17 protein-coding genes are annotated in these 22928 nt (G+C 60.6%); 6 read left to right on the forward strand and 11 right to left on the reverse strand.

From position 1 onward, the window contains the following. Positions 1-203: 203 nt before the first annotated feature. The 3 genes from AAC029_RS01970 to AAC029_RS01980 all read right to left on the reverse strand — a co-directional run bounded on the left by AAC029_RS01970 (position 204) and on the right by AAC029_RS01980 (position 5846). On the reverse strand, positions 204-2108 hold the full coding sequence (locus AAC029_RS01970; protein WP_339743394.1) for a ribonucleoside-diphosphate reductase subunit alpha: 1905 nt from the start codon (positions 2106-2108) through the stop codon (positions 204-206). A gap of 276 nt (positions 2109-2384) precedes the next feature. Next, positions 2385-5528 carry a bifunctional proline dehydrogenase/L-glutamate gamma-semialdehyde dehydrogenase PutA gene (gene putA / locus AAC029_RS01975; protein ID WP_339743396.1) on the reverse strand — a complete coding sequence of 1048 codons (3144 nt, stop codon included), beginning with the start codon at positions 5526-5528 and terminating at the stop codon, positions 2385-2387. Between the two features lie 114 nt (positions 5529-5642). Next, positions 5643-5846, reverse strand: a complete 204-nt coding sequence (locus AAC029_RS01980) for a hypothetical protein (protein WP_339743398.1) — start codon at positions 5844-5846, stop codon at positions 5643-5645. Here AAC029_RS01980 and AAC029_RS01985 point away from each other — a divergent pair. Then, on the forward strand, positions 5845-7104 hold the full coding sequence (locus AAC029_RS01985; protein ID WP_339743400.1) for a glycosyltransferase family 1 protein: 1260 nt from the start codon (positions 5845-5847) through the stop codon (positions 7102-7104). The genes AAC029_RS01980 and AAC029_RS01985 overlap by 2 nt on opposite strands. Positions 7105-7164: 60 nt before the next feature. Here AAC029_RS01985 and AAC029_RS01990 read toward each other — a convergent pair whose 3' ends face one another. From AAC029_RS01990 to AAC029_RS02020, 7 genes are all read right to left on the reverse strand, one after another. After that, positions 7165-8220 (reverse strand): substrate-binding domain-containing protein, encoded by a 1056-nt coding sequence (locus tag AAC029_RS01990; RefSeq protein ID WP_339743402.1) that lies wholly within the window; start codon positions 8218-8220, stop codon positions 7165-7167. Positions 8221-8281: 61 nt separating this feature from the next. Further along, positions 8282-9484: a porin gene (locus tag AAC029_RS01995; protein WP_339743404.1), complete on the reverse strand. Its 1203-nt coding sequence runs from the start codon at positions 9482-9484 to the stop codon at positions 8282-8284. Between the two features lie 197 nt (positions 9485-9681). After that, on the reverse strand, positions 9682-11688 hold the full coding sequence (phnE, locus tag AAC029_RS02000) for a phosphonate ABC transporter, permease protein PhnE (RefSeq protein ID WP_339743406.1): 2007 nt from the start codon (positions 11686-11688) through the stop codon (positions 9682-9684). Beyond that, positions 11685-12482, reverse strand: coding sequence for a phosphonate ABC transporter ATP-binding protein (phnC, locus tag AAC029_RS02005; RefSeq protein ID WP_339743408.1), 798 nt, complete (start codon positions 12480-12482; stop codon positions 11685-11687). Before phnC ends, phnE begins: the two co-directional genes overlap by 4 nt. A gap of 264 nt (positions 12483-12746) precedes the next feature. Beyond that, positions 12747-13751 carry a YeeE/YedE thiosulfate transporter family protein gene (locus AAC029_RS02010; protein WP_339743410.1) on the reverse strand — a complete coding sequence of 335 codons (1005 nt, stop codon included), beginning with the start codon at positions 13749-13751 and terminating at the stop codon, positions 12747-12749. Further along, the gene (locus AAC029_RS02015) at positions 13748-13870 is read right to left on the reverse strand and encodes a hypothetical protein (protein ID WP_339743412.1); all 123 of its coding nucleotides are present in this window, start codon (positions 13868-13870) and stop codon (positions 13748-13750) included. The genes AAC029_RS02010 and AAC029_RS02015 overlap by 4 nt, the downstream gene beginning before the upstream one ends. A 426-nt stretch (positions 13871-14296) precedes the next feature. Then, a complete protein-coding gene (locus AAC029_RS02020; RefSeq protein ID WP_339743414.1) occupies positions 14297-14884 on the reverse strand; it encodes a hypothetical protein in 588 nt (195 codons plus the stop codon). Positions 14885-15451: 567 nt separating this feature from the next. Here AAC029_RS02020 and AAC029_RS02025 point away from each other — a divergent pair. From AAC029_RS02025 to AAC029_RS02040, 4 genes are all read left to right on the forward strand, one after another. Then, positions 15452-16690 (forward strand): type III PLP-dependent enzyme, encoded by a 1239-nt coding sequence (locus AAC029_RS02025; protein ID WP_339743416.1) that lies wholly within the window; start codon positions 15452-15454, stop codon positions 16688-16690. After that, on the forward strand, positions 16687-17733 hold the full coding sequence (locus AAC029_RS02030) for a deoxyhypusine synthase (RefSeq protein ID WP_339743418.1): 1047 nt from the start codon (positions 16687-16689) through the stop codon (positions 17731-17733). The genes AAC029_RS02025 and AAC029_RS02030 overlap by 4 nt, the downstream gene beginning before the upstream one ends. Positions 17734-17926: 193 nt before the next feature. Continuing rightward, complete coding sequence (locus AAC029_RS02035; RefSeq protein WP_339743420.1) at positions 17927-19516, forward strand: ATP-binding protein; 1590 nt, start codon at positions 17927-17929, stop codon at positions 19514-19516. A gap of 1509 nt (positions 19517-21025) precedes the next feature. Further along, complete coding sequence (locus tag AAC029_RS02040) at positions 21026-21559, forward strand: hypothetical protein (protein ID WP_339743422.1); 534 nt, start codon at positions 21026-21028, stop codon at positions 21557-21559. A 28-nt stretch (positions 21560-21587) separates the two neighbouring features. Here the strand turns inward: AAC029_RS02040 and AAC029_RS02045 are convergent, their stop codons facing one another. Then, positions 21588-21899: a hypothetical protein gene (locus AAC029_RS02045; protein WP_339743424.1), complete on the reverse strand. Its 312-nt coding sequence runs from the start codon at positions 21897-21899 to the stop codon at positions 21588-21590. A 260-nt stretch (positions 21900-22159) separates the two neighbouring features. Between AAC029_RS02045 and AAC029_RS02050 the strand changes: the two genes are divergently transcribed. Next, positions 22160-22906, forward strand: coding sequence for a hypothetical protein (locus AAC029_RS02050; RefSeq protein ID WP_339743426.1), 747 nt, complete (start codon positions 22160-22162; stop codon positions 22904-22906). The last annotated feature ends 22 nt before the right edge of the window (positions 22907-22928 follow it).

The following is a 22928-nucleotide window of genomic DNA, read 5'->3' on the forward strand; positions in this document are numbered from 1 at the left end:
AACTCAAAGTGCGAACGCACCCTGATTCACCCTAAAGGAGAATAAGGTTAACGGGTTTCGCGGGAGCGAGTCCACTCAAATACAGGATTCTTGGTCGATTTTTGCCAAAACGAGGGTGAGATTGGCGTGTCCGGCGCGCAGAAAAACGCCGGCACCTCCTGGGGAGATACCGGCGCGTTTCAGGCTTGGCGATGCGCCCGAGCCTATTGGCAGGCGAGGCATTCTTCGTAGTCGGTCGGCGCGGCGGCTGCGAGCGAGACCTCGATCTCGGATTTGTTCTGCGAGCCGGCATAGGCGGTGCGCTGGACCGATTTGGAGCGGCAATAATACAGCGATTTCACGCCGCGCTCCCACGCCGTCCAGTGCAGCATGTGCAGATCCCACTTATTGATGTCACCCGGCAGGAAAACATTGAGCGATTGCGACTGGCACACAAAAGGCGTGCGATCAGCGGCATGCTCGATCACCCAGCGCTGGTCGATCTCGAAGGCGGTACGGAACAGGGCCTTCTCGTGCTCGTCGAGCGCGTCGAGATGCTGCACCGAACCTTCATGCTCGAGAATCGAGGACCAGGTTTCCGGCTCATTGAGGCCCTTGGCATCGAGCAGGGCTTCCAGTTGTGGATTCTTGACCGTGGTCGAGCCCGACAGGGTCTTGTGGGTGTAGACATTGGCCGGGATCGGCTCGATGCCGGCGGAGACGCCGCCACAGATGATCGAGATCGACGCGGTCGGCGCGATCGCCAGTTTGTGCGAGAAGCGCGCCTTGACGCCATTCTCTTCGGCGTCACGGCAGGCGCCGCGCTCTTCGGCCAGCGTCACCGAAGCGGCATCGGCATGGGTGCGGATATGCTTGAACATTTTCATGTTCCAGGATTTCGCCATCGCCGATTCAAACGGAGCATTCATTTGCTGCAGGAAAGTGTGAAAGCCCATCAGGCCCAGCCCAACCGAGCGTTCGCAGATCGCCGAATAAACAGCGCGGTTCATTTCCGGCGGGGCGCGATCAATGAAGTCCTGCAACACGTTGTCGAGGAAGCGGAAAATATCCTCGATGAAATTGGGATCGTCCTTCCACTCAAGATATTTGGTCGCGTTCAGCGAAGACAGGCAGCACACGGCGGTGCGCTCCTTGCCGTGGTGATCGAAACCGGTCGGCAGCATGATTTCCGAACACAGATTCGACTGACGCACCTTGAGGCCCAGCTTGCGCTGGTGGGCCGGCAGATTGTCATTCACCGTGTCGGAGAAAATGATATAGGGCTCGCCGGTCTGCAGACGCAGCTCCATCACCTTCTGCCACAGCTTGCGGGCATTGACGGTTTTGACGACCTCTTTGCTCTTCGGCGAAATCAGCTCGAATTCCTCGTCGTCTCGTACCGCTTCCATGAAGGCATCGGTGATGTTGAGGCCGTGGTGGAGATTGAGCGATTTGCGATTGAAATCGCCAGACGCTTTGCGAATTTCGAGGAATTCCTCGATTTCCGGATGGTGGATGTCGAGATAGACCGCCGCCGAACCACGGCGCAGCGAGCCTTGCGAAATCGCCAGGGTCAGGCTGTCCATCACGCGGATGAAGGGGATAATGCCGGAGGTCTGGCCATTGACTCCGATCTTCTCGCCGATCGAACGGACATCGCCCCAATAGGTGCCGATGCCGCCGCCATTGGAGGCGAGCCAGACATTTTCTGTCCAGGTGCCGACAATGTCGTCGAGGCTGTCACCAACCGAATTGAGGAAACAGGAGATCGGCAGGCCGCGCTCGGCGCCGCCATTCGACAGCACCGGTGTGGCCGGCATGAACCAGAGATTCGAGATGTAATCATACAGGCGCTGGGCATGTTCGGCATCGTCGGCATAGGCCGTGGCGACGCGGGCAAACATGTCCTGATAGCTTTCGTCCGGCAGCAGATAGCGGTCTTCCAGCGTGCGCTTGCCAAATTCAGTCAAAAGCGCGTCGCGGCTGCGATCAATCCGGATCGATTCCACCACGCGCAAATGCGTCGCCGCGTTCGATTTCGGCTGCCCGCGGCGGGGCGCGCGAACGCTGTCTGTGCCGCTGTCTAACTTGCGGCTGGTGGCCGAATCCGGTGGCGTCATGGTGGTCATGCTCCTCAACTCCGAGACAATTCTGTCCTGCGGCCCGCGCGTAATGATTCGCGTACCCGGCAGGCCTGAACGGCCGGAAATTCCTGTATAGTGTGCCGCTGTCTCCAGCCGACCCAACATATAGTGGATCAACCTTTGCCCGTCGGTCAACGGGGCATACAGGTCGAAAGTGGTTTTTTTAGTTAATGACCGATTAACGACCAGGGCAAGCCGGCACACCCGGTTAATCTCCGAGGCGCCGCTCATAAACAATTCCTGAAAGCGCCCGAGCCTCGCTTAGGAGAGGTTGAGCAATTCCGGGTCGCCGCCCTGGGCCGCGATATTGACCGTGACGCAACGCTCGCCAGCAAACCGGTGCAGATAGTGCGGCCCGCCTGCCTTCGGTCCCGTCCCCGACAAGCCCTCGCCGCCGAAGGGTTGAACCCCGACCACGGCCCCGGTCATGGAGCGGTTGACGTAGACATTACCCGCCGGCACCGCCGACTGAATTTGCCTGTGGAAACTCTCCAACCGCGAGTGAATGCCCAAGGTCAGACCATAGCCCTTGTCGGCGAGGGCGGCGGCCATATCGTACAATTGATTCCGCTTGTATCGGATCACGTGCAGAATCGGGCCGAACACTTCGCGTTCGAGCAGGTCGAGCGAGGGCAGTTCCACCAGGGCCGGGCCAAAATAGCACCCGGTCTCACCCCAGGAACCGGAGTCGAGATGGCGGATGACCGTGCCCTGGGCTTCCATGCGCTCCATATGCCGCAACAGGATTTCGCGCGCTTCACCATCGATCACCGGACCGACATCGGTCGCCGGATCGGCCGGATCGCCGATGGCCAACTCATCCATCGCACCAGCCAGCGCCGCGATGGTCGCGTCAGCGGTATCTTCAGGGATCAGAATGATACGCAGGGCCGAACACCGCTGGCCCGCCGAACCGAAGGCCGAAACGATGGCATCATCGACAACCTGTTCGCGCAGCGCCGTGGTGTCGACGAACATCGCATTGAGCCCGCCGGTTTCCGCGATCAGCGGTCCGATCGCGCAGTCGCGTGCCGCCAGCGAACGATTGATCATCCGCGCCACTTCCGTCGAGCCGGTGAAAGCCACACCCGCCGTGCGCGGATCATTGGTCAGCGCCGCGCCGACAGTTTCGCCGCGTCCCGGCAGGATGTGCAGCACTTCGACCGGCAGACCGGCCTCGAAAAACAGCATTGCCGCCTCGTGAGCGATCAGCGGTGTCTGCTCGGCCGGCTTGGCGAGTACGGCATTGCCGGCAGCCAAGGCCGCGGCCACTTGGCCGGTCATGATCGCCAGTGGGAAATTCCACGGGCTGATGCAAACAAACACGCCGCGGCCCTTCAGGCCGAGATGATTGGTTTCGCCAGCCGGGCCGGGCAGGCGTTCCGGTGTCTCGAATTCGCGCTCGGCCTGGGCGGCGTAATAGCGGCAGAAATCAGCCGCCTCGCGCACTTCGGCAATCCCGTCGGCGAGCGTTTTGCCGGCTTCGCGCGCCATCAGCGCCAGGAAGCGATCCGCATCGGCTTCCAGCGCGTCGGCCATCTTGCGCAGGATCGCGCCGCGCGCCTTGCCGCCACGCGCATCCCAAATCCGTTGCGCTGCGACCGCATGCTCAAACGCCGCGTCGACATCTTCGGTCGTCGCTTCAAGCACCGTGCCGACGACGCGCGAGCGGTCGACCGGGCTGGTGACCGGCATTTCCTGACCCGCCCGGGCGGCGCCGCCCAAAAGCGGCACCCCGCAAACCAGCGGCGCGGCAACAATCGGTCCCGCCGCATCGAGCGCGGCGACAGCCTTGGCGAGACGGTCACGGACAGCCAATTGCGTCAAATCAATGCCAGCCGAATTAGCACGCTCCGGGCCATACAGCGCCATTGGCGTTGCGATGGAAGGGTGGCGGGCAATCGGGCTGGTCAGCTCAAACGGACCGCGCGCGACGTCTTCCGCCGCGACATCCGGATCGAGGAAGGAGTGAACGAAGGAGCTGTTGGCACCATTTTCCAGCAAGCGCCGCACCAGATAGGGCAGCAGGTCTTCATGGCTGCCGACCGGCGCATAGACGCGCACGGCGCGGTCGCCATAAGCCTCGGCAGCGGCCAGATACAAGGGCTCGCCCATGCCGTGCAGACGCTGGAACTCATAGTCTTCGACGCCGGCCTGGTCAGCCAGATCTCGGATCGCGCACAGCGAGTGGGCATTATGAGTGGCGAACTGGCCATAGATCGCGTCGGGTGCGGCGAGCATGGCGCGGGCGCAGCCGAGATAATTGAGATCGGTCGCCGGCTTGGTGGTCCAGACCGGAAAGTCCGGCCAGCCCATCTGATGCGCCAGCTTGATCTCCGTATCCCAATACGCACCCTTGACCAGGCGCACCAGCAGACGGCGATTGGTGGCGCGGCCGAGCGCGATCAGGCGCTCGATCACTTGCGGCGCGCGCTTCTGATAGGCCTGGACAGCCAGGCCGAGCCCGTTCCAGCCTTCCAGCTCGGGTTCACGCGCCAGCCGCTCGAATAATTGCAGGGTAAGGACCAGACGATCGGTTTCCTCGGCATCAAAGCACAGGCCGATATCCTGCGCCTTGGCGGCACGGGCCTGCTCCATCAAGAGCGGATAGACTTCCGCCATCACCCGCTCACGTTTGACGGCGTGCAGGCGTGGATGCAGGGCCGATATCTTGACCGAAACGCCATGCACCTGTTCGACCGAACCCTCACCGCGGGCCGCACCGACGACGGCAATCGCGTCGAGATAGCGTTTTTGATAGCGCGCGGCATCGGCGGCTGTGCGGGCGCCCTCGCCCAGCATGTCGAAGGAACACAGGTTCGAGCCCGCCTTGCGGCCACGCTTGAGTGCTTCCTTGATGGTGCGCCCGAGCACGAATTGCTCGCCCATGATTCGCATCGCCTGCATCACAGCGGCGCGGATCACCGGCTCGCCGAGCTTGTGCGTCATCTTGCGCATATAGAGAGACGGGTTTTTGCGAGCCAGCGGATCAACCTCGATGATACCGCCCGTCATCATCAGACCGAGCGTCGAGGCATTGACCAGCCAGTTTTCCGATTTGCCGGCATGGCCGCCCCAATCACCGCCGGAGATTTTCTCGGCGATCAAACGGTCAGCGGTGGCCGCATCGGGCACGCGCAACAAGGCCTCGGCCAGGCACATCAGCGCAAGGCCCTCGCGATTCGACAGGCCGAATTCCTGCAGGAAGGATTCCATCAGTCCACGATTGCGGCTGGAGGCGCGGGCGCGCTCGACCAGCTTGATCGCATCGGTGCGGATGCGCGCCTGGGCAGCGTCGTCCAGACCGGTGCGGTCGGCAAGGTGTTTGACCAATTCTGATTCGTCAGCGAATTTCGCCAGATCGAGATCGTCCCAATTCATGCGGTCACGAGACTGAGTATCCAAGGCCAATCCTCCATGACCGGCGGGCGGGGGCAGCCAGCCGGCAAATTTTCCGGAGCATGGTCGAGGCATTACGGCGCGGCAAGTCCAGTGAGCTGTGTCGCCGTTTGCACCCGTTCAGCACCGCCCCATATCGCCTCCGGGCCGGGCGTCGGGTGTGGAAAAACTTTGCGGACCGCGCGTGAAATCGGGCCGTGCGGCGATGAAAATATCGCGGCGAGCCGTGGCGGAGAAATATGCTTCGTCTTGACCGGCGCTGCATTTCGAGCCCTTTTCCTTGAGCAACACGCTGGCGGCACAGGTTGGGACACGATGCGGCATGGACAAACCGCTTTCGCCGCTTCATGACCCTTCAATGCCCGCTATGCTGGGCTACAGACAGGACCGGCCGGCCAATCTCTGGCGCCGCCGGCAGCAAGAAGGCAGACAGTTGAACGCGATGACCCAAGCAAGCGAACATTCCGACGACACTCCGGAAACCGGCAATGGCGACGAGCGACCCCAGCGCATCATGCTGGTGACCGATGCCTGGGAGCCGCAAATGAACGGTGTCGTGCGCACTCTGTCGCGCACCGTCGCCGAATGCCGCGCCATGGGCCATGAGGTCGAAGTGATCCATCCCGGTCTCGGCTATAAGACAATGCCGCTGCCGACCTATCCGGAAATCCAGCTGGCGTTTGGCGCCCGCCGGGACATCGCCCGCCGCTTCAAGGAATTCGAACCGGAAGCGATTCATATCGCAACCGAAGGACCGCTGGGCATGGCGGCGCGTGCGATCTGCGTGAAGTGGAAACTGCCCTTCACGACCAGCTATCACACCAAATTTCCCGAATACATCAATACCCGTTTCCCCATCATCCCGCTGGCGGCGGGCTATACCTTCATGCGCTGGTTCCACAATGCTGGCGGCCGCATGATGGTGACGACGCCGTCGATGCGCGATGATCTCGCTCTGCGCGGCTTCAAGCATTTGACGCCCTGGGCGCGCGGCGTCGACACGGTGCAATTTAATCCCGACAAGCGCCTCGTCGATGGCGAGGATGTCTATGCCGGACTGGAACGCCCGATCTGGGTCAATGTCGGACGCATCGCGGTCGAGAAGAATATCGAGGGCTTCCTCGAGCTCGACCTGCCCGGCACCAAGGTTGTGGTCGGCGACGGACCGCAGCGCGAATCCCTCGGCGTAAAATATCCAAAAGCGGTTTTCCCGGGATCGAAATTCGGCGACGAGCTGGCACGATATTTCGCCGATGCTGATGTCTTCGTCTTCCCAAGCTGGACCGACACATTCGGCCTCGTCAATCTGGAAGCCATGGCTTGCGGCACGCCTGTCGCGGCCTTCCCGGCGCACGGCCCCAAGGACATCATCCCGGGCTCAGGTGGCGGCTTCATCAATGACGATCTGCGTCAGGCCTGTCTCGATTGCCTCGATATCGACCGCGCCGCCCCGCGTGCCCATGCCGAGAAACATTCCTGGCACCAGTGCGCGATCGATTTCATCATCAATCTGAAACCGCAGCCCAAGCCGGAACGCCGCCGCTTCTGGCAACGCCTGCGCCGCCGGCGCATCGAGGACTAAAACCCAAACAAAAACGCCGCCCCGAGGGGCGGCGTTTTCCATTCTGGTGTGTAGTTGCGCTTATTCCGGCGCCTGCGTCATGGCGGTCAACGAGCGGGCCGCTTCGCCCATCGCTTCGCGGTCGGCATCGGGCAGCGGGATCAGGCCGCGATCGGTGAGATAGCCATACTCGCCCCAAGCGTCATCCGAGGTGAATTCGGCGATGTACTCGCGCAGACCCGGCACCAGATCGGCGTGCTGGTTCTTGACGTAGAAGTAGAGCGAACGCGCCACCGGGTAGGTCCCGTCGGCGATATCGTCGAATTCCGGCGCCATGCCATTGATGATGGCGCCATGCAGGCGGTCAGAATTCTGATCGAGGAAAGAGAAACCGAACACGCCGAACGCGTCAGGCGTATTGATCAGGGTCTGAACAATCGCATTATCGTTCTCGCCGGCATCGATCCATTTGCCGTCTTCGCGGATACGGCTGGCAATGCCTTCGAAACGATCGCCATCGCTGTCCTTGAGCGCGTCCATACAGGCGACACCCTCGGCACCGCCCTGCATGACCAGCTCGACGAAAGCGTCGCGCGTGCCGGACGTTGGCGGTGGGCCGAACACCTCAATCCGCTGGGCCGGCAACGCGGAGTCGACATCCGACCAGGTATTATTCGGATTGGGAACAAAACTCGAGCAAGTGTCATCGGTTGGCACTTCAGCCGCCAGAGCCAGCCAAAGCTGTGTCAGAGTGATCTCCATCGGAGGATTGCCCTGGTCGGCCGCAGCGAGCACGATACCGTCAAAGCCGATGCGCACTTCGGTGATCTGGCGCACGCCATTGGCTTGGCACCGCTCATATTCCGAAGCATGCATCCGCCGCGAGGCATTGGTTATGTCGGGCTGGTCAAGACCGACACCGGCGCAGAACAGGCGGAAGCCGCCGCCCGAACCGGTCGATTCGACGACCGGGGTCGCGAACTGGGTCTTGGCGCCGAAAGATTCAGCGACCGCCGTCGAGAACGGAAACACCGTCGAGGAACCGACAATGCGGATCTGGTCGCGGCTCTGGGCCTGCGCACCGGCGCCGAGCGCCAGGACCGCGGCCAGGGCGGCGAGAGGGGTGGTGATTTTCATGCGGTTGATTCCCTTTTCACTTAGAGAAGATGATGCAGGTTTGAACCTGAACCGGTGATGGCTAGAAATCCCACTGAACGCGCACTTGCGGTCCGGACACACTGGTATTGGGTCCGCCCGGCACGGCCAATTCACCCGTGACGTAATTGGCCATAACCCGGAAATGATCTTCGACATACCAGTTCGCGCCAAGCGTCCAGGTCGTCAATTCGCCAGCCGCGACATCGTTGAGATCGGAATAATCATAACGCGCCGCAAGCTCGATCGCTCCCATGCCGCCTTCCGAGACCGGAGTCGTTGGATGCGTGCGGCTGAAGGAACCGCCAGACGTGCTGTAGCTGCGCGTTTCGCCGGTCAGGAAATAACCGAGATTGAGGAAGGCGCTGTTGATCCGTGGATTGCCGGTCGGGCCGTTCAGCTCCATCGTCATGTATTCGGCGTGGGCATGGAAGGGACCGGAGATCGCAGCGGCCTCCAGACCGATCAGGGTCGAGCTGTCGGCCTCGCCGAGCGGGCGGCCCGGACGGAAATCAGCGGTGACGATGCGGTCGGTCGAATGGGTGCGCGGACGGGCCCGGACACGGGTCCCGGCATTGCCGTAATCCATTTGCCGCACTGAAGCGCCCAGATGGACCAGAAGATTATCGGTGTGTACCGGCAGATAGGTGATGCGCGCCGCAAAGGCCGAGCTGTCATCGGTCGAGAAGCTCTGGCTCAAATCGCCGGTAACGCCGCCATAGGCACCAGCCTTGAAGGTGTAATTGTCGCCGTGGTGAGCGATGGCCACACCGACGCGGCGGTCAAGGCCGAACAATTCCGTGCCCGTGCCACGTTCCATGAATGTGATGTAGCGCGAGGACGTTTGCTCTTCGAGCGAGTTCGGCGTTTTCATATTGCCGACGAGGACATCGAAGCCCGTCGCGTGAAAGGTCAGGGCCACATCCTTGGCGCGGACCTGGTTATTGATCAGATCAAACTCGGCAACATATCCGACATGGGCGAATTGGCCGGTGATCCCGAGGCGGCCGGTGCGGATCTCGCTATCATTGAAGGTCGTGGTGACGCCGGCGCGATCAAAATCAATATTCGCAGCATCGAGATAGATGCGGCCACGGAACGTGAAGCTGTCGCCGGTTGCGGCATTGCTCCAGCTGGGCACGCCATCAAAATTCCAACCCGAAGCGTCATCGGCGTGCGCTGCGCTCAAGCCGGCTGCCGATGCCAGTGCGACCAGCGCCGCGCTTGTTAAATATCGTTTGAACATTGTCTTTCCGTCCTGACGCTGATGGCGCCTCCGATCCCCGGCGGCACTCAAAATTTCGACTTCACAACATCTCGATAGTCGCGCTCGGTGACGCTTTTGCGACGGCTGCGTGACATGTTTGTTTCAGTGACGCCGCACAAAAAGGCCCGCAGCGCGGTCACGCTGCGGGCCCTTTATCCAACTTGTCACGAGGTGGATCAGAGCAGGCGTTTACGCAGAAGCTGCGACAGCATGTCGATCGCGCTGACCGCGAGAATGATGACGATGACGATCGCGGCCGTGCGCTGGTAATCAAAGGCGCGAACGGCCTCGAACAGGATCTGGCCGATGCCGCCGGCACCGATCAGGCCGAGCACGGTCGCCGAGCGCGCATTCGATTCGAAGCGGTAGAGACCGAACGAGGTCCAGAGCGGCGCCACTTGCGGTATCACGCCCCAGATCACTTCGTGCAGCGGCAGCGCACCGGTTGCCCGCACACCCTCGACAGGCCCGTGATCGATTGCCTCGACGGCTTCGGAGAATAGTTTTGCAAGCACGCCCGTGGTGTGAACCGCGAGCGCCATCACCCCGGCCAATGGCCCCAGTCCGACGGCGGCGATGAAGATCAGGGCGATGATCAGCTCATTGATCGAGCGGAACACGTCCATCAAACGCCGTACCGGCTGCACGACCCAGGCTGGCGCAACATTGCGGGCGCTGAGCAGGCCGAAGGGAATGGCCGCGACGACGGCGATAAATGTGCCCCAGATCGCGATCTGCACCGTGATGATCATTTGCGGCACGGCTTCAATAATGCCGGCCCGCAAATCGACCCAATAGGCGCTGCGCGAGGCGGCGCTGGCGATATTGTCGGGGAAGAACCCGGCGAGAAATTCCTGCATATCGCCGAAATTCTCAACCAATAGATAGCTTCGGTCCATGTCGGACGGATCGAAACTCCAGACCAGGATGATAATCACGCCGGCACCGATCACCGCATTGGCGAGGCGCTCGGTCAAAGGCAGTTTCGGTCCGGGACCGCGCGGCGCGCCGGCCCACATGAGCCCGGCCAAGAGCAGGCCCGCCAGTATCACCAGCCCGCCGAGCAGAGGCCAATTACGTGTGACCACGACGTCGTGATTGACGGCATTTCCCGCTTGGCCGGTCGCGCTGGCCAGACTGTCCAAGCCGGAATTGCCGGCTTCGACTGCGGCCAGACGGGCCTGAAGTTCGGCAACACGTGTGGCGCGCTCCTCCTCGGTCAGTTCGGTATCATTGCGGACCAGGATCAGGTCGCGAACGATTTCCAGCTGCACGATCGGATCGAGATGCGCATTGGAGGCTGGCAGAAACAGGCCGAAAAACAGGGGCTGAAGCACGGCGCGCGCTTGGGCGATCTCTTCCGGCGTGCCGTGGCGGCCGTAATTCATGAAGAAATATTGCAGGCGCAGCTTGGCTTCCTGATCGAGATCGGTGCGCCAGATGATTGGATCAGTGCCGATCGGCGGTGAGGTCCAGATCACCCGGATACGCGACGCGATCTCGGGACGCGAGCCGTGCAGCACGGTCAGGCTGGTGGTGTTATTGGTCCCGACGTCGATCTGCCCATTGGCCACCGCGACGGCATTGGCCTCGTGATTGGCATTGCGCACGGTATTGAAGCATTCGGCCGGATCGATATTGCGCGGCGCGAAGATGAAGGCCGAGGGCACCAGATAGCCGGAGGTCGAATTGGGATCGCCCATGCCGAAATCGAGTGAGCGATCACAGGTCAGGATATCGTCGAGCGTCTGGATCGGGCTGTCGGCCGGCACGATCAGGACGGAATTATAGCCCTCGCTGCCATCGGGATAGGTCGCCTTGGCAAAGACTTCGCCGCCGGCAAGGCGGACCGCCTGCAGTCCGGAGAAATTGGAAAACCAGGCGAACTGGACGCTGTTATAGCGCATCGCCTGGATCATGCCGGCATAGTCGGAGGCATAGAAGGGCTGGATATCATAGCCCGTCCACTCTTCCATCGCCTCGATGAATGGCCCCCAATTGGAGGCTTGGTTGGCGGAGGATTCGGTGGCGATAATGCCGAAATTCAGCGTGCCGCGTGAAGCGGCAGGACCGGTGTCAGCGGTGTCACTGGCATCCGGTGTGGAGGCCGGTGCGCAGGCCGCCAGCATCAGGCCGAGGCCGGTGACCAGCGCGCGCAAGCTCTTGTTGATCCAGCCGCTCATTCGTCATCTCCCCCGTAGAAGGCCTGCTCGTATTCAGGGCCGTAAACCTCGATCAGCTTTTCCTGGGTGAGCTCCGCGCTCGGCCCGTCAAACACGATGCGGCCCTTGTTGAGCGCCACGACCCGGTCACAGAACTGGCTGGCGTAATCGACCTGGTGCAGCGTCACGATGACGGTGAGATTGTCCTTGCGGTTCAACTCGCGCAGCAATTCCATCACGGTGCGCGCCGAAACCGGATCGAGCGAAGCGATCGGCTCGTCGGCGAACAAAACCTCGGCGCCTTGCACCAGGGCGCGGGCAATAGCGCCGCGCTGCTGCTGCCCGCCGGACAGTTTGGAGGCGCGGCGGGCGGCGAAGCCGGCAATGCCGACACGTTCCAGCGCATCCATCGCCTTTTGCTTGTCGGCCATCGAGAATATCCCCAGCGCACCGCGCCAAGGCGAGATCCGGCCGAGTGCACCGATCAGCACATTGCCGAACAGGGACAGCCGGCCGACCAGATTGAATTGCTGGAAAATGAAACCGAGATGGGAGCGGTGCTCGCGGACGCCGGACGCGATCTTGCCCTTGGCCTGCATGCGATGGCCCAGCACCGAAACCGGCCCGCTATCGCTATCGGCGATCTGCAGGGCGGCAGCGACGCGCAACAGGGTCGACTTGCCCGAACCGGACGGTCCGATCAATCCGACCATCTCGCCACGCCCAACCGACAGGCTGACATCGTCGAGCGCTTTGGTGTCGCCGAATGTCATTTTCAGATTTTTGGCGTGAAGCGCCAGAGCGGCGTCTGTCATCTTGGGCGTCCCCCTGCATAGTCACGGCTTTGTGGCGTAAGGGCATGACACATTTGTGACAAGAGGAAGATGACGCTGATTCATTTTGCGCCCCCCCTCTTGTTCGGCACTCTGGTCGCCCTGGCCGGGATTGATGCACGTACACAAAGGCTTCCCGACCTTCTCACCCTGCCGCTCATCGAAGCAGGGATTGCAGTCAAAGGACTGATTTTTTCATGGCGGATGGCAATCGCTGGCGCAGCACTCGGTTATCGGGTGCGCATCTCAGCGCGCTTGCTGGCGCGTCCGGCAGATATCGCCGCTGCACTGAACGGTCGGGATCCGGCCGCCGAATGCGCGCATGAGGGAAAGCGTTCCGAGCACGCCGACGAAAATGCTGGCATAGGCAGGAATGGCGTGCGGCGACAACGAAGGTATCGCAAACAGGATCAGACCATCATTGCCGCCCGGAATCAGCACGGTTCCCGCGCCCATCAGCAATCCACCCGCCACATGTCTGAGGGCCATGAGGCCGCGCGGCAGGCGCAGAACGAATGAACCGCGCTGCAGGCTTGAAAAAGCCATTCCCAAAATCGCGGCGCCCAGCAGGCCCCATGCCAGCGTTGGCTGTGCGCAGCTGGTACTCGAGCTGGCCGTTATGCCGCACAAAATGGTGGACGAGAAAGACCAGGGTCCGGTCGCCTCAATGATGACCGCATTGGAGATCCCCACCAGCGCGGCCCCCGCCGACAGCGTGTAGACCGAAGCGCCAAGAACCTTGCGCAGGGATTGTTTTCGCCAGAACCGTCTGACGATCAAACTGCTTTCCCACAGCAAAGCGGCACCCAGTATGACCAGAACCGCCAAGGGATAGTCGGGCTGTTGGAAGGTGGCGGCCGTGGGGCGCGCCAAGGCAAGGGACGCCGCGGCCCACATGCCCACCGGCCAGGCTGCAACGGTCAGCCAAAGGCCGAGATTGCCATCGACCGCCCGGGTCAAGGTCGACAGGGTGCAGCCGCCATTCAGCGCCGCCCCGACGCCGAACAGAACGCCGCCAAGCACAGACAGCAATGTGAGCGGCCAATGGCTGAACTGTGTCGCATGACCGAAAGCGCCGACCACCGCCGTCAGGGCCATCACCCAGCCGGCACTCTTGATGAATGACCACAGGAAATGTCCGCGGCCGGAGGTCAGCACCTCTGCGGCCGCCTTGACCGTGCACAGCCCGGCCCGGTGAGCAGCAAAGCCGAGAATGGCGCCCATCAAAAGTGAGAGCAGAATATTTGTCACAATCCAACCCCGTCCCTCGGTGCCACGCCGCGATCACCGCGACCATCGCTGGCCCAGAAAGGGTCGACCCCATCAACGCCCGGCATCGGATCACCCTGAAGCTGTGAACCTGTGTCCATGAACATCGCACGCAAATCAACTCACGAGCCTGTTCCAGCTTCGTCGTCCTGGGTCACCAAAGCGTGTGTCGCTGTCTCGCGTCACAGGTCGCGCGGGCGGGTCAGAAAATAAATCTGTTCCCTCGCCGCCGGTCATGCGGCGTTGAAATAGGTGCCTGTCACCATTTATTTCTTTTCACCATTTATTTCTGGCCGTGCAAGGGAACGGGGGCACCCGCCAAAAACGTGTCGCTATTGGCAGCCCCCTAAATGGAGGCGGGAACAGATCCTTCCGTCAATCCATGTGGCGCCGCGCAGGTCCATGGTGGCCAAAGACGACGTCAGGGTCGCGTCCAGCAGGTTCGCGCCGGACAGGTTAGCGCCGGACAGGTTAGCGTCAGTGGCAGGGAGGCAGCGCCGGCATCCACGCTGGCGGTGACAGTGGCCTCACTCCCGGCGATTTGCGATGATGGATTGCTCATAAAGCGCAGGTATGAGTTGCAGCGTGACCGCGCAAACATCTGTACTGTAAAAGGTGCCAACCCACACCTGAATGGGTCCCGCCGCCGCGCCAAACCCATTCAAGGCCGTAATCACGACCTCCGGCTCGGTGACCTCGTACGCTCCATAATTGGATGAAGTTCTCTGGAATTGATGATTGGCTTTCCACCGTCCGTCGGCCGTTCTCACCAGCAGGATTATGGGGCAGCGGTCCGAGGACCCCCATTGGTCCACGCCCGAGGCCCGGAAGTACATGTGGGTAAAATATTGCATGTCGGAGACGTCGAACGTGAAATCGGGCCTAGAGTTCACGAAGCCTCTTTGGTGGAGACCGCCGATCGTCGCACTGCAGTCCCGCAGGTCAGTATAACCACCGGCAGTGGCGCTGTAGGATGGGCGGGAAGGGGGGTCAAGTACCAAGGCCGAAACGGTGATCGTCTGGCGCGCTTCCCAGTTCACATCCGGGCAGCTCTCGGCAGCGGCAGCGGCGGTCAGGGAAATCAGGACAAGAAAAGCAGAAAAAAGAGTGCGCATTTTATGGCTCCAGTTCAAGTCTTGTTGCGATGAGCCTGCAGGGTGCGCCGATCCAATGGATACCGGCACCGATGCGCGCTTTGCGATCCGCCGATGCGGTTGACCAAAGGCGCCAAATGCATGCACCCGGTCCTTATTCTTGAAGGACTGAGGATGGTGAAATCACGCTATGGCGCTTTGGCGCACAAGGCAACGACGTAACAACGCCGGGTCCGTGAGCGCCCAAAATAATTCGTGACAGGCACCATTTAGCGAACGCCAACCGCCCGAAAGTGAATCTGTTCCCTCGCCGCCGGTCATGCGGCGTTGAAACAGGTGCCAGTCACCATTTATTTCGTCACCATTTATTATGCGCGAATTCACCCCCGGTTCGAGGGGCCCGGCAGGCGCATAAGTGCTGCATTTTTGCCTCCGACACCCCCCGCACCAGCCCTGCCCCGGCAGGGCTTCTGCAGCGCTTCCTGATATTTTTTTCTTTACACGATCGGCAATAGGCCCTACTCGCGTTTTTCCCGGCGGAGGTGACGATGCCGGATTGGGTAAACAACTAACAGGGGGTCACGTGAATTGCACACGTACCATACTCCCCTGGACCTGGTCCGCTTACGGCACCTAGAGAAGCCGGTCGTCTGTGCACGTCCGGATCGTCTAGACCGCGCAAGCCGCTGGTTTCAGGAAAATTTCCCGGGTGAAGTGCTCTATGCCGTCAAGGCAAATCCCAGCCCATGGATTATCGACGGCCTCTATGCGGCCGGCACGCGCTTTTTCGATGTCGCTTCGCTTCCCGAAGTCGCACTGATTGCCGAGCGCTGTCCGGACGCCAGGATGGCCTTTCTGCATCCGGTCAAAAGCCGCGAGTCGATTCGTCGTGCCTATTTCGAGTACGGCGTGCGGATTTTCGCGCTCGATACGCAAGCGGAACTGGACAAGATCCTTCACGAGACCAATCACGCGACCGATCTGACATTGATCGTGCGCCTGGCCGTGTCCAATGAGGGGGCCGTGTTCTCGCTGGCCGGCAAGTTTGGCGTGCCCGCCTTCGAGGCCGCCGACCTGATCCGGGCGGCGCGCGCGCATGCCGAGGAGCTGGGCGTCAGCTTCCATGTCGGCAGCCAGTGCATGCTGCCTTCGGCCTATCGCTCTGCGATGATGGAGGCTTCGCGCCTGATCGCGCAAGCGGGCGTCACCGTCGACATCGTCGATGTCGGTGGCGGCTTCCCCTCGATCTATCCGGGCCTCAACCCGCCGCCGCTGATGGAATATATCCGCGCCATCGAAGACGCCTTCGAAGAGATGATGGTGCTGGAAAACGCCGATCTGTGGTGTGAGCCCGGCCGGGCCCTCGTCTCGGAAGCGGAATCCATTCTGGTCCGGGTCGAACTGGTCAAGGGCGATGCGCTCTATCTCAATGACGGCGCCTATGGCCGCCTGTTCGATGCGGCGCATTCCAAATGGCCCTTCCCGGTGCGTCATCACCGCGCCAACGCAGAGTCACAGGCCGATACGGCGATGTTCCGCTTCTTCGGTCCAACTTGCGATTCGCTTGATGCCATGCAAGGACCATTTGAGCTCCCGGCCGATACGGCCGAGGGTGATATGATCGAGATCGGCATGCTCGGCGCCTATGGGACGGCGATTGCGTCCAACTTCAATGGCTTCGGGACGACAGAAATGGCGATGGTGGCGGATGCCCCCTGGCCATCCATGTTCGATCAACAACCAGACCGGGCGACCGGCGAGGAGTCGACGGTCATCAATCTGGCCCGCGCCCGCCGCCGCCGTCCGAAATTGCGGAGACGTGCATGACCGATAAATCGAACCGTAAAGCGGAACTCCTGTCCTCGCCCGTCGAGCATATCGACATTACGGCATTCGATGGTCGGCCTCTGGTCGACGCTTGGGAAAAAATGTCCTTCACCTCGCGCGATGCCGCGCGAGGTGCCCGTATCCTTGCGGCCGCTGTCGCCGATCCCGATTGCTCGGTCATCCTGACGCTGGCCGGATCGACCTCGGCGGGCGGCTGCATGCATGTCTGGCGCGATATGGTGCGTCACAACATGGTCGACGCCATCGTCTCGACCGGCGCCGCCATCGTCGATATGGATTTCTTCGAAGCGCTTGGTTTCAAGCATTACCAGGCCAAGGAAATCCCCGACGACCGCATCCTGCGCGATCTCTATATCGACCGGATTTACGACACCTATATCGACGAAGAAGAACTGCAGGCCTGCGACGCCGCCACGCTCGAGATCGCCAACCTCTTGGAGCCCGGCCCGCGCTCCTCGCGCTCCTATATCAAGGCGATGGGCAAATGGCTCGCCGACGGCAATGCCAAGAAACCCGGCTCCTTGGTCCAGGATTGCTATGAGCACGGCGTGCCGATCTTCTGCCCCGCCTTCTCCGATTGCTCCGCCGGTTTCGGTCTGGTCAAACACCAGGTTGAGCGCATGAAGGCCAAACAGCCCTATCTCTCGATCGACAGCGTCGCCGATTTCCGCGAGCTGACCGAGATCAAGATCAAGGCCGGCAAGACGGGCCTGTTCATGGTCGGCGGCGGCGTCCCGAAAAACTTCGCCCAAGACACCGTCGTCTGCGCCGAAATCCTCGGCGTCGACTCACCCATGCATTCCTACGCCGTCCAGATCACCGTCGCCGACGTCCGCGACGGCGCCTGCTCCTCCTCAACCCTCAAGGAAGCCTGTTCCTGGGGCAAGGTCGATGTCGCGCTGGAACAGATGGTGTTCGCCGAAGCGACGACGGTCGCGCCGGTGATGGTGTCGTCGGTGTATCATCGCCGGGATTGGGAGAAGCGGCCCCGGCGGCGGTTTGCGGATATGTTTGCGGACTGACGGTCTCAGGATTGAATGAAACGGGGAGCCCTGGCGGAGACGCTGGGGCTCTTTTTTGTTTGGGGGATGGCAGAGGCCGCCTGACCTCGACGGCGCCTATCGCCTAATTAGGGTTAGTCTAAAAATCGAACCACAACGACGCTCTTTCAAATAACCTTAGGTTTCGGCTATGTTGCATTTAAAGGGGCAAGACATGGCGGCGAAAAGTACAATAGACGGAACTCCAGAGAAGCATATTTTTCGTGGAATGATTGCCGACTATGATCTGCAAACCGGGCTTTGTGAACTCTTGGACAATGCCCTCGACTTCTGGGTCGCGAGCAAGCGCGCGTCCAAGCTAAAAGTCGAGGTAGAGCTCGACGTGACGCGACAAATTATTACCGTCAAGGACAATGCAGGTGGGGTCAAAGAGAGCGATTTGCGCCTCCTAATCGCGCCCGGCGCTAGCCGTGAGCCCTCGACGGAAAACCTCATAGGTATCTTCGGGGTCGGCGGGAAGCGCGCCGGCGTCGCGCTGGGCGAGTTGGTCGAGATACGTTCGCGCTACAAACGCGAGGCAACTCACAAAATCAGAATAGATGACGAGTGGCTGCTAACTGAGAGTTGGGATATCGATTATGTTGAATCCGCCGCCATCGGCAACGGATGCACGATCGTCGAGGTATCCAAGCTCCGACAACCGTTTACCAAAGCCGACGTCCATCGCATGGGAACCAGCCTTGGGGAGACCTATGGGCGGTACATCAGCGACACCTGCGAAATTTTTCTAAACGGTGCAGCGGTAACGGGCAAAACGTTCGAAGTTTGGTCCTACCCGCCAGAGTTCCTGCCGCGAACCCTAAGCTTCACCATCCTGCCAGACGGTGAGCGCGAGCTCGCCGTCACCATGAACGCAGGGCTCATCGGTGACCGGGATCCTGAAGCCGAGAACTACGGCGTATATATCTACTGCAACAACCGGCTGATCGTAAAAGAAATGCGCGAGCGTGATGTCGGCTATTTCGTTACGGGCGAAGCCGGTGTGCCACACCCCGACGCATCGCTCTGCAGGGTCATAGTAAGCCTCGATGGCAACGCTGAATTAATGCCATGGAACAGCAGCAAGAGTGATGTGAATATCGCACACCCATCGTTCTTGCAGCTTCGCGCCAATCTGATCGCGCTCGTGACATTTTACAGCAAACTATCACGTCGACTGAAGAACACTTGGGATGAGACTGTCTTCCCGTACCCGGAGGGGGAATCGGAGGAAATTGATCCGACCGAAATTGCTGAAGGCGCCAAATTGATACTGCCAAAGCTGCCGCGCGGTCGCCGACCTTCCTATCTAGAACAGGCGCGCCAGCTGAACCTGGCGAAGATGAGTTCTCAACCTGTGACGGTCGGCTTGGTGGACGCCATGATCATGGTGGAATCGCTGTCACGAGTTAAGGTCGAGACACGGAATCGCGCGGCTCTGATTCTTCTGGATAGTAATTTTGAAATCGCACTCAAGGAGTACATCGTCACCAACAAGAAAGCGTTCCCGACTCTGCACTATCCGGACAACCGGATAAGAGACATTCTCGGGAAGCGCACCGCAGTGATCAATGAAGTGCGAGCAAAAGTACCAAAGTTCAGCGCGACGATGTCTGACAAGGCGGAATTCTACTACGGTTTGAGGAACAAACTGATCCACGAACGCTCGACCGTACCGATTAATGATCGACAGGTTCAAGAATATCGCGAACTAGTCGAAATCATACTTAAACTTTTGTTCAAACTTAAGTTTCCACCGGCTTGATGAACATCATCAAAAGCCAAAAGAGTCACGGACTCTCACTTCTCCTAGGTGCGCATCCGCGCGATCCGAAATCTGAGGCAACAACAAGTGGTGACGAGCCTCCGTTGCCCCGCCCCTGAGCCGGCACGAACGAGGAAAGGGAAACGGCGTATCGCAGGCGCCTTTCACCCATTCTTTCTTCTCGGACTGAAAAGTCCCCGCCTGAGGGTACAAAAAGAGGGGAATCCCGGCACGAGACCCCCCTCCTTTGAGGATTATATTTTCCAGGCCACTCACCAGCTTCGGTTTCGATTTAGCTCAACAGGAGCTTCCACAAAAACGACCCGATGACGTAGACTTTCCAACCCAGTCGACCTGGACCATGCCAAATCGATGAGGCCACCTCTTTACAAGCCCAAATTTTGGCTTGACGTGACCCGTGCAGTCGACACTGCCGCTGGAATGAGATGCAGAACTCGTGCAGCTCTTCGTCCCGGCGCCCCCACCTGGCACAAAGCCAAATGGGCACTTGGAACACTTTAGGCGGTTCCGGGCCCCTTACTGCGTTGCCCACGAGGAACTCCTTCCGGGCGGCTAGCAGCGAACGTGACGGTCACAAACCGATCCAGAGCCTCGACGCCTTTGTCTTCCAACTGGAAGACTCTACGACTGCGACCGCCACGAATTGGCTCAGGATTGGACTTATGCGACTTGACGAAGTGCTGCGCTTCGAGTCTGTCGAGCGTTGTATAGATCTGTCCGAAAGAAAAATTCCTACCGGTTTTTTCCTCCAAACTTCTCTGTATTTCCGCTCCAAATGCTGACTCACGCAATTCGTCAATCGCTCTCAGAATTATCGCCTGTATATTGCCGATATTTCTGAGAGATTTTTCGTTATCTGCAATAGGGCTCTCCTTTCTCTATGTTTATAGAGCGCATTGTTATTCACTTCTCTACTGTGAATTTTCAGCACTCCACCAGTTGATGACCTCATCAACTTTCAACACCGACTCATGGGAGCGATGTTTGGACCATCGCTTAGCCGGCAACTGATATGTATAACAATGTAGGAGATATGGCAAGTCCGATTTTTCCTGCTCACAATAATGGTGACAGGCACCTCCAAATAAATGGTGACAGGCACCTATTACTCATAGGGCCCAATGGAATAGGTGCCGTTCCTTTGGGAAGCCCCACCGCGCTCCCACTCCACCTTACATCCCCATGCCAGCCAGCGGTGCGTCCGCCCGGCGAGGGATGAATGGGGTACTCGGGCGCGAGGTGCGCCGCTTTTTGACGGGGCTTGTGCTTTCCCATCGGTCCACGACAGCCCGTCCTTCTCCCTCAGGGAGAAGGTGGCCCGCAGGGCCGGATGAGGGTGGCAGCGCGGCGGGCGTCGGCGATGCCCGCCTCACCCCCGGCTTCGCCGGACCCTCTCCTCACGGAGAGGGAAAATTCGCCCCCAGCTAAATCCCCGCGACAATCCGCCAACACCTGACACAATGCCTCCCAACGCGGGGAGCAAGCGCCATGACACTGGAATCCATTTATTATATCGGCCAGACGGTCTCGGTGATCGCCATCTTGGGGTCGCTGGTCTTCGTCGGCATCCAGGTGCGTCACGCGCGGTTGCAGACCGAGCAGGCCAACACGCTGGCGCGCGCCGAGATGAGCCAATCGGCGGGCTTGAAAATGCTGGAGCTTCTGGACAGCTGGTATCAGACGAAGGAGAGCGCCGAATTCATGCACCGCGCCCTCCGGACCGATGCCCCGCTTTCGAGAGCCGAAAAACAGAGGTTTGGCGGGCGTCTGGTGACGCTGTTCTCCGGAATCGAAGTGGTGGCGATGCTGTATCGCGAAGACCTGTGCGACCAGAGCATGTATGACCGGATCATGCTCACCAGCCAGGTCTATTGCAACCGGCCTCGGGTGCAAAAATGGTGGCACAGCGGGGGCCGCGCCTATTACCTGATGCCGTTTCAGGGCACGCTTGACGCGATGATGACGCGCGCGGACGCGGTGGACGAGGCTGTCGCTGAGGGTGAGGCGGCGGCTGAGGCATAAGGGGGCGCTTGCCCGGCTTGTTCAGGGGCTAGTCGAATATCCCGACGGCCAGTTCAACCCAGATCAGCGTGAACACGGCAATCACGACGGCGACGCCGATCATCTTGGCTCGCAGGCCAAGGCGTGATGCTGCCAGGAACTCAATCCCGCCGACGAGGCCGGCCAGCATGGCGCCGAAAACCGCAAAGTCCCCCAGAGTCCAATTGACCTGGTCGGTGACCTGATCGGTGACCCGCATCGCCAGTGCCGGCAGCATCAGGAGCGCCGCGGCACAGCCCCAGAGCGCCAGGCGCCACGGCGTTTGCCAGAAGGCTTTGGGAGTTGGGTTGATGCTGGTCATTCGCCCAGTCTAGGGCAAAAGTGGCGAGCTATGAATCGGAATCGTGCCCGTCGGTGGAATTTTCGCAACCCTGGCGCGGAGGGATCCATATTTTCCTTGCCAACCAGCGAGACGGAGGGGTGGCGCCGGAGGCGGCATGGGGTGGTCACTACCCCGCCTCGCGGGGACGAAGGCCGGGGTGTGGACAGCCCCCAAAGCACCTTTACGCGTCGGGAATACAGGCTCATGGTTAATGGCGAACCGCAAAGAGGAACGCGACCATGACCATCAAAACAGCGCGCAAATGGACGACCGGACTTGTTGGCGCCAGCCTTTTATTGGCGCTGGCGGGTTGCGGACAATCGCAAACCACCAGTCCGGCCGCCGAAACCGCCAGCAGCACGCCTGCCCCGGCACAGATGGCCGCACCCGCTGAAACGGCCGCCCCGGTCGCCAGCTCGACCATGTCACCGGCCGCCAGAACTGCAGAAGCGTTCGAAGCCACGACCGAGCAGGCCTTTTCCGCTGATGCGAGCCAGCTGCACGCACTCCTCGCCGAGACCAAGGCCGCGGTCGCGCAATTGCGACCGAGCCTTCCCGCCGCAACAGCGGAGCAACTCGACGTCCGAAACAACGAGATCGAACTTGCCATTCAAGCCGGCAACAGTGTCGATATCGCGATTGCCGCCGTTGAAGGCTTCAGGCTGACCGTGGAATCCATGCCCGGCGATGCCAATCACCCGCAACAAGTGAGCTTGCTGGACTATGCCGGTTTCCGCATCCAGGCCGATCTGACGGCGACCCCACCGCGCTGGGACGATACAGACGCGGCCATCGCCTATGCTGACGGACAGTGGGCCGAGATTGCAGGCCAGCTCTCCGACCTCGCCTTGCGCGACCGGTTCGCCGCCTCACTTGCGGCACTGCGCGCAGCAATCGAGACCCGCAATCTCGATGTCGCGACAACGGCCGTGACACTCGAACTCGACCTGGTCGACGAGCTCGAATCCGCCTTTGCGGGGCAATGATGCTCGCGAAATAGACCGGGGC

This window comes from uncultured Maricaulis sp., from assembly GCF_963975345.1.
GTDB lineage: Bacteria > Pseudomonadota > Alphaproteobacteria > Caulobacterales > Maricaulaceae > Maricaulis.